The sequence below is a fragment of the Erysipelatoclostridium sp. MSK.23.31 genome (assembly GCF_019125875.1).
Taxonomy (GTDB): domain Bacteria; phylum Bacillota_I; class Bacilli_A; order Erysipelotrichales; family Coprobacillaceae; genus Thomasclavelia; species Thomasclavelia ramosa.
Map to the genome: position 1 here is coordinate 1 of NZ_JAHOCB010000016.1, position 13,533 is coordinate 13,533.

At 30.0% G+C, this 13,533-nt stretch carries 14 protein-coding genes and 1 other annotated feature; of the genes, 3 read left to right on the top strand and 11 right to left on the bottom strand.

What is annotated here, in order from left to right:
* The 5 genes from KSU54_RS08580 to KSU54_RS08600 all read right to left on the bottom strand — a co-directional run.
* The coding region (locus KSU54_RS08580; RefSeq protein ID WP_217746609.1) for a small, acid-soluble spore protein, alpha/beta type at window positions 1-104 on the bottom strand (104 nt) is incomplete at its 3' end.
* Window positions 105-172: 68 nt separating this feature from the next.
* On the bottom strand, window positions 173-1,369 hold the full coding sequence (gene thiI / locus KSU54_RS08585; protein WP_003538203.1) for a tRNA uracil 4-sulfurtransferase ThiI: 1,197 nt from the start codon (window positions 1,367-1,369) through the stop codon (window positions 173-175).
* Window positions 1,370-1,372: 3 nt separating this feature from the next.
* Window positions 1,373-2,509 (bottom strand): cysteine desulfurase family protein, encoded by a 1,137-nt coding sequence (locus KSU54_RS08590; RefSeq protein WP_003538202.1) that lies wholly within the window; start codon window positions 2,507-2,509, stop codon window positions 1,373-1,375.
* A gap of 233 nt (window positions 2,510-2,742) precedes the next feature.
* On the bottom strand, window positions 2,743-3,372 hold the full coding sequence (locus KSU54_RS08595) for an acetyltransferase (protein ID WP_003538201.1): 630 nt from the start codon (window positions 3,370-3,372) through the stop codon (window positions 2,743-2,745).
* A gap of 115 nt (window positions 3,373-3,487) precedes the next feature.
* The gene (locus KSU54_RS08600) at window positions 3,488-5,227 is read right to left on the bottom strand and encodes a septation ring formation regulator EzrA (protein WP_008791765.1); all 1,740 of its coding nucleotides are present in this window, start codon (window positions 5,225-5,227) and stop codon (window positions 3,488-3,490) included.
* A gap of 153 nt (window positions 5,228-5,380) precedes the next feature.
* Here KSU54_RS08600 and KSU54_RS08605 point away from each other — a divergent pair, with 153 nt between their 5' ends.
* The gene (locus tag KSU54_RS08605; protein WP_008791766.1) at window positions 5,381-6,064 is read left to right on the top strand and encodes a gamma-glutamyl-gamma-aminobutyrate hydrolase family protein; all 684 of its coding nucleotides are present in this window, start codon (window positions 5,381-5,383) and stop codon (window positions 6,062-6,064) included.
* Window positions 6,061-6,924, top strand: coding sequence for an NAD(P)-dependent oxidoreductase (locus KSU54_RS08610; RefSeq protein WP_008791767.1), 864 nt, complete (start codon window positions 6,061-6,063; stop codon window positions 6,922-6,924). The genes KSU54_RS08605 and KSU54_RS08610 overlap by 4 nt, the downstream gene beginning before the upstream one ends.
* A gap of 11 nt (window positions 6,925-6,935) precedes the next feature.
* Here KSU54_RS08610 and KSU54_RS08615 read toward each other — a convergent pair whose 3' ends face one another.
* The 3 genes from KSU54_RS08615 to truB form a co-directional block, all read right to left on the bottom strand.
* Window positions 6,936-7,775, bottom strand: a complete 840-nt coding sequence (locus KSU54_RS08615; protein ID WP_009009100.1) for a DMT family transporter — start codon at window positions 7,773-7,775, stop codon at window positions 6,936-6,938.
* Window positions 7,776-7,862: 87 nt separating this feature from the next.
* Entirely contained in the window at window positions 7,863-8,777 is a 915-nt protein-coding gene (locus KSU54_RS08620) for a bifunctional riboflavin kinase/FAD synthetase (protein ID WP_003538195.1), read from the bottom strand.
* Window positions 8,777-9,619 (bottom strand): tRNA pseudouridine(55) synthase TruB, encoded by an 843-nt coding sequence (truB, locus tag KSU54_RS08625; protein ID WP_009300648.1) that lies wholly within the window; start codon window positions 9,617-9,619, stop codon window positions 8,777-8,779. The genes KSU54_RS08620 and truB overlap by 1 nt, the downstream gene beginning before the upstream one ends.
* A gap of 62 nt (window positions 9,620-9,681) precedes the next feature.
* Between truB and KSU54_RS08630 the strand changes: the two genes are divergently transcribed.
* The gene (locus KSU54_RS08630; RefSeq protein ID WP_003538193.1) at window positions 9,682-10,458 is read left to right on the top strand and encodes a tRNA 2-thiocytidine biosynthesis TtcA family protein; all 777 of its coding nucleotides are present in this window, start codon (window positions 9,682-9,684) and stop codon (window positions 10,456-10,458) included.
* 20 nt (window positions 10,459-10,478) lie between these two features.
* Here the strand turns inward: KSU54_RS08630 and tyrS are convergent, their stop codons facing one another.
* From tyrS to KSU54_RS08645, 3 genes are all read right to left on the bottom strand, one after another.
* On the bottom strand, window positions 10,479-11,705 hold the full coding sequence (tyrS, locus tag KSU54_RS08635; RefSeq protein WP_008791772.1) for a tyrosine--tRNA ligase: 1,227 nt from the start codon (window positions 11,703-11,705) through the stop codon (window positions 10,479-10,481).
* A gap of 40 nt (window positions 11,706-11,745) precedes the next feature.
* Window positions 11,746-11,943 (bottom strand) — a binding site (T-box leader).
* Between the two features lie 109 nt (window positions 11,944-12,052).
* Complete coding sequence (locus tag KSU54_RS08640) at window positions 12,053-13,030, bottom strand: hypothetical protein (RefSeq protein WP_117791800.1); 978 nt, start codon at window positions 13,028-13,030, stop codon at window positions 12,053-12,055.
* Window positions 13,027-13,488, bottom strand: a complete 462-nt coding sequence (locus KSU54_RS08645) for an RNA polymerase sigma factor (RefSeq protein ID WP_040434370.1) — start codon at window positions 13,486-13,488, stop codon at window positions 13,027-13,029. The genes KSU54_RS08640 and KSU54_RS08645 overlap by 4 nt, the downstream gene beginning before the upstream one ends.
* Window positions 13,489-13,533: the final 45 nt, after the last annotated feature.

Genomic DNA, 13,533 nt, shown 5'->3' on the forward strand with positions numbered 1-13,533 from the left:
AAATTAACGCCAAATTCGTTAGCAATCTCATACTTCATTTGATCGATTGCATTTTTAGCTCCAGGAACAACTAATTTGTTTCTACTAGAGTTACTTTGTGACATATATCTTCACCTCCTGACACTAATATCTTGTGTCAAACAAAAAAAGATATACGCTTTTTTAATTATTTTTAAAAAATATCGTCGTTTTTCTTATAATTGTGATCGACTGTAATAATTTCAGCAGTTTCTACACATTCATCAATCAAAGTTTCAAAATCAAACCCAGACTCAAATATTTCCGCTTTATATAACTTAGGCTTAGTTGCCGGAGCTTTAGGTGTAAAAATAGTACAGCAATCTTCATGAGGGCGAATCGAAATTTCATAAGTATCGATCCTATCAGCAATATCAATAATTTCTAATTTATCAAGACATAATACTGGTCTTAGTACTGGAATCTTAACAACTTCATTGATTACCTGCATACTATTTAAAGTTTGTGAAGCAACCTGTCCAATGCTTTCACCATTGACTAATGCAAGACAATTATTTTTATTAGCAATTTTTTCACTAATACGATACATCATCCTTCTCATGACTGTCATTGCATAACTTTCGTCACAATTATCATAAACAGCTAATTGCAATTTTGTAAAATTAATTACATGAACTCTAATTGAACCGTGAGTATAATGACGTAATTTATCAACTAAATCAAAAACTTTTTCTCGTGCCAATTCATTAGTATAAGGTGGTGCAGCAAAATGGATGCACTCAATATCTACACCACGTTTTAATGTTAAATATCCAGCTACTGGTGAATCAATTCCTCCTGACATCATCAATAATGCTTTTCCACCAACTCCAACTGGATACCCACCTGCTCCTTTAATAATATTATCCATTACATATATCGCGTCATAACGAATTTCAACTGTTACTAAAATTGCTGGAGCATGGACATCAACTTTTATTTCTTTTGTAGTGTGATGAAATACATATCCTGCAATTTCACGATTAATTTCTTGAGAACTTCCAGGGAAATTCTTATCTGAACGTTTAGTATTAATCTTAAACGTATTCCCATCATTGTTTTCAATTATTTGTAAAACCGCTTGTTTAGCTAATTCGAGATTTTTTTCCATTTTATATGCTACTGAAAAAGAATAGATTCCAAATACTGTTTTCAATTTCGTACATACAGCTTCATGATCAGTACCATTTAGAACTACATACATACGATCATGTTGTAAATCATATGTTAAATGATTAAATTCTGCTAATATCTCCTTAGTATTTTTTAAAAGACGATTCGTAAATAATTTACGGTTTTTACCTTTTGTTGTTAATTCACCAAAACGTACTAAAATATAATTTGCTTCCATATTCTACCTCTGCTTCTTTAATTTACGCATACTTTCTTGTAAATAATAACAAAACCGATCGATTTCTTCTCTTGTAGTATGCTCTCCAAAACTAATTCTAAGCGCACTAGAACTAATTGCTTCATCTAAATGTAATTGCGCCATGACTCGTGAAACATTGCTCGTTTTTGATGAACAAGCACTACGCGTTGATAAATATATTTCTTTTGTTTCCAAATCATGTAAAATAACTTCTGGTTTATAACCTAAGCATGAGAAATTCAAAATTGATGGTAAACAGCAATTTTCATCACTATTAATAACAATTCCTTCTATCTCCTGTAAACATTTTCGACAATAATCATTTATATCTTTAATATGTTGATTTTTTTGTTCAAAATTATCTAATGCTAATCTTAAAGTTTTCGCAAAAACAATATTAGTACAGGCATTAGAAGTTCCACCTCGTAAACTAAATTCTTGTTGTCCGCCACTAATTAAAGGAACAATTGTCGTTGAACGTCGTTTGAATAATAAGCCACTACCTTTTAAACCATAAATTTTATGTGCCGAAAAAGAAGCTAAATCCACATCATTTAAATCGATTGGTAATTTTCCTAAAGCCTGTACCATATCAAAATGCAGTTTTACCTTATCGTATTTTTTAACAATTTTTTTAATTTCATCAATAGGATTAATGACCCCAATTTCATTATTTACATACATAATTGATACTAAAATCGTATCATCACGAATACTTTTTTCTAATTCTTCTAAAGAAATCCGCCCTTTATGATCAACCCCTAAATAAGTTACCTCAAATCCAAAAAACTTTTCTAACTCTTTACAAGTTTCATAAACAGATGAATGTTCAATAGCTGTAGTAATAATATGTTTACCACGATTTTGATATTGAAAGGCTGTACCTTTAATTGCCATATTATTAGCTTCACTACCACAGCTAGTAAAAATAATTTCATCTTCTTTAACTTTGAAGGACTCACTAATTAATTTACGTGAATGTTCCATCAAACGATTTACCTCAATACCTTTATCATACATTGAATCAGCATTATAAAAATAATTGGATAATAAATTATGATAAGTATTTAACACTTCTGAATTTAATGGCGTTGTTGCCACATAATCTAAATATATCATCGTAACCCCCTACATTATTATATGCAATAAAAATCCAAAGTCTTATGACTCCACCAAAATATCTTTCAAACAACATTAAATAATTCTACAATATTTACTACGAAAGTAAAGAAATAAAATCATTTTCTTACTTGCAATTCCAAAGTACTTTAATTTTCCTATATAATTACTTTTATAAAACCAACGTAAACCATCAAATTGTAATTATCTTAAATATTTTAACACAACACTTTTTACTTATCCACCAGCATTTTCTTAGCTGGAACACCAATCGCAACGATATTATCAGAAATGTTTGAAACAACTACCGCTCCAGCACCAACTGTTACCCGATTACCAATTCTAATATCATCAATGACAGTACTACCTATTCCCAGATAAGATTTATATCCAATCGAACTGTGACCTGCCATCGCAAACTTAGGACAAATATTAACATAATTTCCTACCATACAATCGTGTTCAATAATTGCTCCATTATTGACTATACAGCCAATCCCGACCTTTGTATTAATATTAATTATTACATTAGCCAATATCGTTGTACCACTACCAATTTTTGCAGATGAACTAATTAAAGCTGTTGGATGGACTATCGTTGCTAAAGGAATACCAAAAGCAAGTAACATTTTTATTTTTTCTTCTCGTAAATCATTGCTACCAGTTGCAACAATAACCTCATCATATAATTTTACTACTTTATCGAATTCACTTTCTTTAAATACAGTATGATTAATTATTTTTCTACTTCCTTTTTCTTTGATTTCTAAAAAATCAATTTGTTCATATGCATTCATGGCTAAAGCACACTCAAGAGTCACAAGTCCTTGATCTCCTGCACCCCAAATTAATAATTTTTTCATTTTTATCTCCTATTTTTATTAATAAGCTTTAATATCCCCATTATATTACTTTTAAACTATAATACCTTGTACATTCTTCATAATTATACTCTCACCCATAAAAAAAGGCAAAATCTTATGATTTTGCACTATTTTTATTAATCAACATCTCATATGATCCAGGATTGATTTTTTCAATAATATCTACTGCAGTAGTCAAAGCTTTAGTATATTCACCATTTCTAAATAACAGCTCTGCTTTAGTTAATTCTGTGTTAACTTCTAAAAAAGAACTACGATAACGATTACCATAAATAATTGCATCTTCAACCATTTCTGCAGTAACAATCAAATTATGAACATTATCATATAATTTATAGATTACATCTCGTGCAGCATCAACTTGAACTGAGAGACGCTCTAAATCAATTGGTCGACGTCTGATAAATTTCAAAATTTCATCCGCTTTTTGATAAGAATCATCAATATAATCTTTATAAGATTCATTAATCATTGGTAAATGTTTATTTTTAATCTCCGATTTTATTTCTAGTAAGACAATATTAATATTATCTAACTCATCTAAAGCACGTTTTTCTTGTAATCTCAAAGAATTTTCTAATTCAATATACTTATTCAAAGATTCATCAAAAGGTTTACAACGATCAATCAATTCTTCAAAACGCTCAATCAAGACACTATATGAAAAATCATTGCTTTCAATTATTACTGTTAATTGATCTAATTCATCTAAAATCCCTTTAAAAGCCTCATAATCTTCTTTAACAGTAATTTCATAATCAGATAATAAATAATTCCTTTGAAGTTCACCTAAAGAATTAATAGTATTTCGAAGGCCTTCATCTAAATGCCCAATATGTTTGTAACAAGCATTACGTGATTCCTCATAGCGACTATATGCAGCTTCCTCTTTTTCAAAGTCTGCCGCTAAAGAATTTAGATCTTCTGTCATTACTTCAATGGAAGCACCAACATTTTCTAGATTTAACTCTTTAATAGCTTGGATCGTATTTTCTAGATCAGCATTAATCTTATTATAGCGAACTGTTGTATTAAGACGTTCAATTGAAAAATCGCGTTCTTTCATTTCAGTAATAACACGGTATAATTCATCTAATCGCTTAGGAATATATTTTCGAACAATTGAAATATAAGTTGGTAAATCACGAAGATAAGCACTTAATAGATCAATGTCTTTATCAATTTTATCTGCTGATACTTTAGCTTCATCAAAACGCTGACTATTCATCAATGCTTCTAATTGAACAAAGCGTTCTTCAATATCTGCAAATTTTTGAGGAATAGCAGGTACAAAATCTTCTATTTTAAAACGTACAGCAGCAAATTCATCATTTGTTAAACGGAACTTCTCTTTAATTTTAATAATTTCTACACGTTGCACATTTTCTATTTCAGTGATCACCTCAATTTCTTTAAGCAACGCCTTAGAACGTTTCTCATAATTATCAATATCTTGTCTTAATTTATTTAGATCTCTGCGAACCCCTTTTAATTTTCGATAAAACAATCGCTCATCAATATCATTGATCAATGGCGCAATTTCATTACTTTGTAGATTTACTAAATCATTAAATTCTAGTTCAAAATCATCATATTTTTCTAAAACATCTGGCATGTTTTTTCCAATTGCTTTAATCCGCCCTAAGCGGTATTGAATTGGCAAAGTTTTAATTGCATTCATATCATTTTCTAAAACTACAATTTCTTTACGATATATTCTTAATTTAATCATCCAGTATGTTATTAAGATCACAATAGTTACAATTAATACTACCCCTACTATGATTACATTTTTTGTTCCAAATTTTTTTAATATATTATCTAAAAAGTCCATTATATTACATCCCTCTTTTTTATAAATCTTACTAATAAAGTATACCATAAGTGTCATATGATGTCTAAGTAATATCTGTGCAGTTTTAAATTATTTTTATAATTCTTTACATTATTTTTGTTTCGCGTAATATATAAATACAGGAGGTAGTTTATGAATAAAAAAATCTTAACGCCAATGCGAAGCTATTCTCAACGCAGAGTTTATTATATTTACCGTGAATATTTTAGAATGCTTCAAACTGCAAATCTAGATCCTATTATTATTGGACCAAGCAGTGATGATACACTAGATTTTTTAGTCACTCACTGTGATGGTCTATTATTAAGCGGCGGATTTGACATTGATCCCGTTTTATACCATCAAGTATTAAATCCTCTAACCAATAAAGAGGAAGCAGAATTGGAAGAATTAGAAATTAAGTTGATTCATAAGTTTTCAAAAGCTCATAAACCTATATTAGGGATTTGCCGTGGAATTCAAACTATCAATGTTGCATTTAACGGTACTTTGATTCAGGATATTCCTGAGACAAAAAAATATGATAATCATCTCCAGGAAAATTTAGAAGGATATCATCATCTCGTGAAAACTATTCCTCATACAAAACTAAATAAATATTTAGGAAATGAGTTTATGACCAATTCATTTCATCACCAGGCAATTGATGATATTGCCCCTGGCTTTGTTGTCAGTGCAATTACTGCTGATGGAATTATTGAAGGCATTGAAAAAGATAATATTATTGCTGTACAATGGCATCCGGAAAAAAATCATGATAAAATTCAAGCAGGTTTAATTAAATTATATAAAGAGTTACTGGAGGAAGAAAAATGAAAAAAATTGCATTTATTGGGGTCGGAGTAATGGGTAAAGCAATGGTTCAAAATTTGAGTCAAGCAGGATATCCTGTATCTATTTATACGCGAACAAAAAATAAAGTTGAAGATCTTATTAGTGATAAAATTATATGGCACGATTCAGTTGCTGAGTGTGTCAAAGATCAAGACATTGTCATGACTATGGTAGGATTTCCTCAAGATGTTGAGGAAATCTACTTTAGTTCCAAAGGGATAATTGCTAATGCTAAAAAAGATTGTATTCTCATTGATTTCACTACGTCTAGTCCATTGTTAGCAAAAAAAATTTTTGAAGAATCTTCAAAACATAGTTTAGCCAGTCTTGATGCTCCGGTATCAGGCGGTGATATTGGTGCCAAAAAAGGGACATTGTCAATTATGGTTGGCGGTGATGAAAATGTCTTTAAACAAATTGAACCAGTGTTAGAAGTCTTAGGAAGCAACATTAATTATGTTGGTTCAGCCGGAAACGGTCAACATACAAAAATGGCCAATCAAATTGCTTTAGCCGGAGCTTTAGCTGGAGTTTGTGAAGCTCTTACATATGCTAAAGCAGTCAATTTGGACCCTCAAATAATGCTTGACTGTATTTCAAGTGGAGCTGCTGGTTCATGGCAAATGACTAATAATGCCCCACGAATTCTTGCTGATGATTTTGCACCGGGGTTTTACATAAAACATTATATCAAAGATATGAAAATAGCCAAAGCTGTTAATGATACAAACAACCTTGACTTAGAAGTTTTAAATACTGTTTTACAACAGTTTGAACAATTACAAACCGACGGATTTGAGAACTTAGGCACTCAAGCTCTTATTAAATATTATCAAAGATAGTTATGAACTAACTATCTTTTTTTGTTTGCAATAACCATGGCTACAACCATTAAAATCATCGCCATAAATTTATTAAAATTAAAATTTTCTTGTAGTAACAATGAACCAATATATGTAAACACTGGATTTAGTCCTAATAAAAAACTTGTTTTAACACTTCCAATTTCGTGAACAGCTCGAAAATACGTTAATTGAATTATAGCAAATCCAATTCCAGAAAAAATTATGAAAAGTACCCATAAAGTTATTGAAATATTTTCAAGATGATTGCTGCTAGGAATAAATAAAGTAATTAACGCTAATTGAAAGAAGCTCAAACATAAATATTGAAATGTAAAAGGCAAACTGTCTTCTTTTTTACATTGGTGCTGCATTAATAAATTACCATAACTATATAACACAATTCCACCAATCATCATTAAATGACCAAGAGAAATCTGACTAATATTAAAATCTAGAGAAATAAGAAATCCAATGCATGCGATTATCATAGCAATCAACTGGTAACGATTGACCTTAGTATGATAAAAAAGCCATGTCAATAGGATTGTCACTAGCGGTGCTAAGGAATTAACAATTGCATTTGAACTTCCGGTAATTAAATTCAATCCCTCAAAGGTAAGTATAAAATTAATTGTAATCGAAAGTAATGATACCTTTATTCCTAGACTGCCTTTATACCATTTAAAAGGTATTTTTTTATATTTCATGATTACAAAAATTGCAATAACCGACAACAGTACTTTTAGAGCAGCTAAAAAATATGTTGTAGTGTTTTCTAACATATATTTCATTACAAGAACGTTGGTACCCCATAAAAAACTAGAAAAGATTAACCATCCATATAACATCATATCACCAAATTTATTATTCCCCAGATATTCATAAATAAAACTAATAAATATAGGAAAGCAACATAAAAAAATGATATGTACTAATCATATCATTTCATTAATTATCTGCTGTTTATCCTTATTTAACTGTTCAATTAAATCGTTTATTGAAGGAAACTTTTTCTCACTGCGAATATGTTTAATAAACATAACATTTACTTGTTTTCCATATACATTCTGATCAAAATCGAAAATATTAACTTCTAATGAAGCTTGCTTCAAAGCAGTAAAGGTTGGATTATAGCCTAAATTTGCCATTCCTATATATTCTTTACCATCGATGATTACTTTAGCACCATACACTCCATTTTTAGGAAGTACATAATCTATTGCTGCCACATTAATTGTCGGAAAACCAATTTTACGACCGTTTTCACGTCCATGAACAACTTTTCCAGTCACTTGATATTGCCGACCTAACAATTGACTAGCCAATTCAACTTGACCATTACTTAAAACTTGTCGTAAATATGAAGATGAGATTTTATGCTGTTCATATTCTAATTTATCAATAATTGAAATTTCATAATCATTATTTCTATTATTTTTTAGATAAACACTATCGCCACTACCATGATTTCCAAAATGAAAATCAAAACCACAAACAACATGCTTGATTTTTGGTTTAATAATAAATTCGTCAATAAACTGTCGTGGTTCCTTACTAGCTAATTGATGATTGAAACGTAATACAAATAAATAGTCAAAATTTAATTTTTCTAGAAATTCTATTTTATCTTCGAGACTCATCAAATATTTAAAAGAACTATCTAAAAGATATGATTTAGGATGAACGTCAAATGTTAATAGCCCTTTTTTTAGATTCTTTATTTTTGACACTTTTAATACTTCATCAATCAATTTTTGATGACCTAGATGCATGCCATCAAAAAAACCCAAAGCAACACAACTTGGTTCCAAAGCAATCATATTTTCTTCATTCAAATATATTACTTTCATCACCATAAACCTCTAATACTTTTTAAATAACCATTTCCATCAGGGCCATACATTGCAAGAACTTTCCCCTGCCGATTTAAGATAACAACCTGTTCATTTAAATCTGATTTGATTTTTTTTCCATGAAAAATTATTTTTTCATCATCTACAACTAATTGTTGATATGAATTTAAAGCTTCTTCTAAACTTACTGTTGTGTATTCACCATTTTCAATCTGTTCAAGTGTAAAACAATTTTCTAACGAAAAATTTCCTGATTTAGTTCTAATTAAATCTTTCATATGTCCCGGATAACCTAAAGCCTTCGCAAGATCATAGCATAGAGAACGAATATATGTTCCTTTCGAACATCCCACTTTAAATTTAATTAAATTATTTTCGATTTGTAATATTTCTAAATGATTAACTGTAACTGATCGTGTTGGCACTTCTACCTGCTCTCCTGCACGAGCATACTCATATAATTTTTTACCATTTACTTTAATTGCTGAATAGATTGGGGGCTTTTGTTCTTGAGAACCAATAAAATTATTGAAACAAGCAACTATTTCATTATTATCAAGAGCATGGAACTCTTTTGTTTCAATAATTTTACCACTAGCATCATATGTATCAGTACTTGTTCCTAGACTAAGTGTTGCAACATATTCTTTGCTTTCGCTTGTTAAAAACTGCAAAACTTTTGTAGCCTTATTTACACACACAACTAAAACACCAGTTGCATCAGGATCTAAAGTTCCGCAATGCCCCACTTTTTTTGTTTTTAATATTCGTCTTAATTTATTAACCACGTCATGGCTTGTCATACCACTAGGTTTGTTTACTAAAATAATTCCATCCATTTTCATCACCGCTTTACATTGTACCTATCTTTACATTAAATTGCAAATAACTTTGCTTAGTAATGATATTTTTGTTAGAATATAGCAAGGTGATAAAAATGACAATGAAAAAAGTACTTGGCTGTATTCGTAAAGCCGATGAAGAATTTAATTTAATTCAAGATGGTGATAAAGTATGTGTGGGCGTTTCTGGTGGTAAAGACTCTATGCTCCTTTTATACTGCTTATCATTATATAAAAAATTCGCAACTGTAAAATTTGATGTTATTGGAGTACATATTGAAATGGGCTTCCCAAATATGGATTTCAGTGAAGCTGATGCTTTTTGTAAAAAAAATGGTATTGAACTTTATCATGAACCTAGTGATGTATATGAAATCTTAAAGTTAAATAAGACCGATGATGGTCGTCTACAATGTTCATTATGTTCTAAATTTAAAAAAGCACTTGTAATCGATGGTGCAAAGAAATACAGATGCAACAAAGTTGCCTTTGCGCATCATGGTGATGATGCTGTTGAGACACTATTTATGAATATGATCTACGGTGGTAAGATTGCAACCTTTACCCCCAAAATGTATTTAACAAGAACTGAAATGAACTTTATTCGTCCATTAGTTTATGCTTACGAATCAGATATAGTTAGTGCTGTTGAAGAAGCACATGTTCCTATTGTCCCTTCAACATGTCCAGCTGATAAGCATACTAAACGAGAAGAATTTAAACATTTACTAAATGATCTATATTTAAAATATCCGCAAGCTAAAAGCAATCTCCTTACCAGTTTAACAAACGAAGAAAATACAATGTTATGGAAAAAAACGCCAAGAAAAAAGTAAGTTATAAAACTTACTTTTTTTTAAATATGCTTAATTACAAAATAATTTTTCTTGCCGCGACGAACTACAGTCGCCTCATTTCCAAATGCATTAGCTTTTGTAACTATGAACTCAACATCTTTAATTCGTTCACCATTTATTAAAATGGATCCGCCATTAACAAATTCGCGAGCTTCTCGTTTACTCTTTGCTGCCCCACAAGTAGTTAGTGCGTCTAAAATATTCAAGTCTTCATTAACTTCAATACTTGGTACACCTTCAAAGCAAACCTTGACCTGTGCTAATGTTAGTGATTGAATTTGTCCCGAAAATAACATTTTTGAAATATTTACAGCTTCCTCATAAGCTTCAGCACCATGCAAGAATGTGATTACTTCACGCGCTAATGCTTGATGAGCTTCTCTTAAATGTGGTTGCGTTTTATTCTTTTCTTCTAATTCCATAATTTCTTCAGGTGTTAAGAAAGTTAAAAATTTTAAATAATCAATTACTTTATCATCTTCTGAGTTAATAAAAAATTGATACATTTCATATGGTGATGTTTTCTCTCTATCTAGCCAAATAGCCTTACCATTAGTTTTTCCAAATTTTGTTCCATCACTTTTAGTCAATAATGGCATTGTAAAACCATATGCCTCTTTACCATCTTTTTTGCGAATCAATTCAATTCCAGCAGTAATATTCCCCCATTGATCTTGACCAGCTACTTGCATAACACAATTTTTGTTATTGTATAACCATTCAAAGTCCATTGCTTGCATGATCATATATGAAAATTCAGTATATGTAATCCCTGCATCTAAACGACGTTTTACAATATCTTTGTTTAACATATAGTTAATATTAAAATATTTTCCATAATCTCTTAAAAAATCAATGAAATTAAGATCCTTTGACCAATCATAATTATTAACAACTTCAAAACCAAACAAATCTTGTGCTTGTTTCTTTAAGCAAGCAAAATTATGTTCAACTGTCTCTTTGGTAATCATTGGTCTTTCAGTATCTGGTTTAGGATCACCAATCAATCCGGTTGCTCCACCAACTAATAAAATTGGATTATGTCCCGCTTCTTTTAATCGCTTTGAAATTAAAAATGATGAAAAATGTCCAATATGGAGACTATCACCAGTAGGATCAGTCCCAATATAAAAAGTCATCCCACCATTATTTAATTTTTCTTCTAAATCTGGTGAACTAACATCTTTGATTAATCCACGCCATACTAATTCATCATAAATCTTCATCCGTTATCCTCCATTTATAAAATAAAAAGAGATTTCTTCCTAAAAGGACGAAATCTCGCGGTACCACCTTTATTCATGTATAAAATACATGCACTCATCATTCATAACGGAACTACCCGTCTAGACTTTTCACCTAGAAACTCCAGAGTGTATTCATCAGTAGTACATCCTTGTTTACACCAGCCACAAGGTCTCTAAAATGCCTATTTTGATTACTATTTTCCTTCAACGTCGTAATAGAATTATATGCTATATTTTTAAATAAGTCAACATACCCTAATAGTTTTGTCAAAACTTATCGTTCCTGATACTATTTAAATATTTTAATCATATTTAATTTTAATGATTTACTTTATTTTCATATAAATAGTATCCCTACATTCATTATTTCTTTCTTCACAAGTTCCTTCTTCAAAAGTAATTATTTTTTCTTTGATAACACCATTATTATACTCTATTACCATGCTTATTTCATAGCTTAATAATTCCTGTTTAACTGTTTGATAGATTATTTGTTCGTTATCTATTACTGAAATATCTTTATTTTCTAAATTTAATTCAGTATAAAGAATATTTCGATAGTTTAGAGGATCTTGCTGATCATAAGGAACAGTCATCCTATCGCCTTGGTTAATTTCTATCCAAAAAAGTCCGCCATACATATTTAAGCTTTCCTGACTATAGCCTGCTTGTTCTAAAGCTGCACGGTAATCTTTAATAATATCAATGATATGATCATTAACGTATGATTCTAAATTTTCTTCTGTTAACTGATAGCGTTCTTTTAAAAGTTCTTTATCTTGATCACGTAATTCGTTAAACATTTTAAATTGGATACTAAAATCATTTTTTTTATTTAACTCCGATAAATCATCATGAAATAAATCTAATGATTTAACCCGATAAAAATCTAAGCTTGTCCCCTTAATTACAGAATAGCTGATACTCTTAATGTTTTCACCAACAATACGAATATCAAATGGTAAACATGAGCGTTTAGCATTACATCTCCAGGTTGTTCCAAACATATCACTACTCATGTCAATACTAACTTTATCGTCTGTTAATTCATAGGTTTCATCATTAGCATAAATATTTGTAATGAAGTAATCAACATCTATTAATGTTTTTGTTTCATTATCTCCTCTTGGATAAGTTCTAAAATAAATTGTTCCCGTGATCATAACTGCTATCACGATTAAAGCTGTAGCATATTTAAATTTACAGATGCTTTTTTTCTGTAAAATACTATTTTTTACTAGATCAAGCTTTTGCTCTGGTATCTTGATTCCATTGACAATCTTTTTGTAATCATTATTCTTCATGATTCTGCCTCCAGTTCTATTTTCAATTTTGTACGAGCTCGCTTTAACCTTTGCTTAACAGCGGCTTCACTAATTTTTAAAATGACTGAAATTTCCTTCACTGAATATCCCTCATAATAATACAAATGAATCACTCCCTTATATTTAGGAGCCAGTTTAAAAACTAGTTCTTGCAATTTTAAATCACTATTTTCTAATTGATAAAATTTTTCTTCAAAAACACTAACATTTCTTTTCCAATAACTTTTTAAATTATTTTTACAAAGATTAATACAAACTCTTAATAACCATCTTTTAAGATGCTCTTCATCGTTAAAATCATTTTTCTTTAATAGCTTAATAAATGTATTTTGAACAATATCTAAAGCATCTGCCTCATTTTTTAGATAAAGAAAAGCGACTCGATATATCATATCTTTATACTTTTGGAATAGGTGTTCGAACATTGCTTCCTCCATTAAATTTCCTCCCTTCATCTAAATAACAATTGAAAATTATAAATC

Bases quoted from the DNA above. Each gene is read 5' to 3' on its own strand.
- thiI (WP_003538203.1), bottom strand. From the start codon at position 1,369: ATGGAAGCAAATTATATTTTAGTACGTTTTGGTGAATTAACAACAAAA.
- KSU54_RS08590 (WP_003538202.1), bottom strand. From the start codon at position 2,509: ATGATATATTTAGATTATGTGGCAACAACGCCATTAAATTCAGAAGTG.
- KSU54_RS08595 (WP_003538201.1), bottom strand. From the start codon at position 3,372: ATGAAAAAATTATTAATTTGGGGTGCAGGAGATCAAGGACTTGTGACT.
- KSU54_RS08600 (WP_008791765.1), bottom strand. From the start codon at position 5,227: ATGGACTTTTTAGATAATATATTAAAAAAATTTGGAACAAAAAATGTA.
- KSU54_RS08605 (WP_008791766.1), top strand. From the start codon at position 5,381: ATGAATAAAAAAATCTTAACGCCAATGCGAAGCTATTCTCAACGCAGA.
- KSU54_RS08610 (WP_008791767.1), top strand. From the start codon at position 6,061: ATGAAAAAAATTGCATTTATTGGGGTCGGAGTAATGGGTAAAGCAATG.
- KSU54_RS08615 (WP_009009100.1), bottom strand. From the start codon at position 7,775: ATGTTATATGGATGGTTAATCTTTTCTAGTTTTTTATGGGGTACCAAC.
- KSU54_RS08620 (WP_003538195.1), bottom strand. From the start codon at position 8,777: ATGAAAGTAATATATTTGAATGAAGAAAATATGATTGCTTTGGAACCA.
- truB (WP_009300648.1), bottom strand. From the start codon at position 9,619: ATGGATGGAATTATTTTAGTAAACAAACCTAGTGGTATGACAAGCCAT.
- KSU54_RS08630 (WP_003538193.1), top strand. From the start codon at position 9,682: ATGATATTTTTGTTAGAATATAGCAAGGTGATAAAAATGACAATGAAA.
- tyrS (WP_008791772.1), bottom strand. From the start codon at position 11,705: ATGAAGATTTATGATGAATTAGTATGGCGTGGATTAATCAAAGATGTT.
- KSU54_RS08640 (WP_117791800.1), bottom strand. From the start codon at position 13,030: ATGAAGAATAATGATTACAAAAAGATTGTCAATGGAATCAAGATACCA.
- KSU54_RS08645 (WP_040434370.1), bottom strand. From the start codon at position 13,488: ATGGAGGAAGCAATGTTCGAACACCTATTCCAAAAGTATAAAGATATG.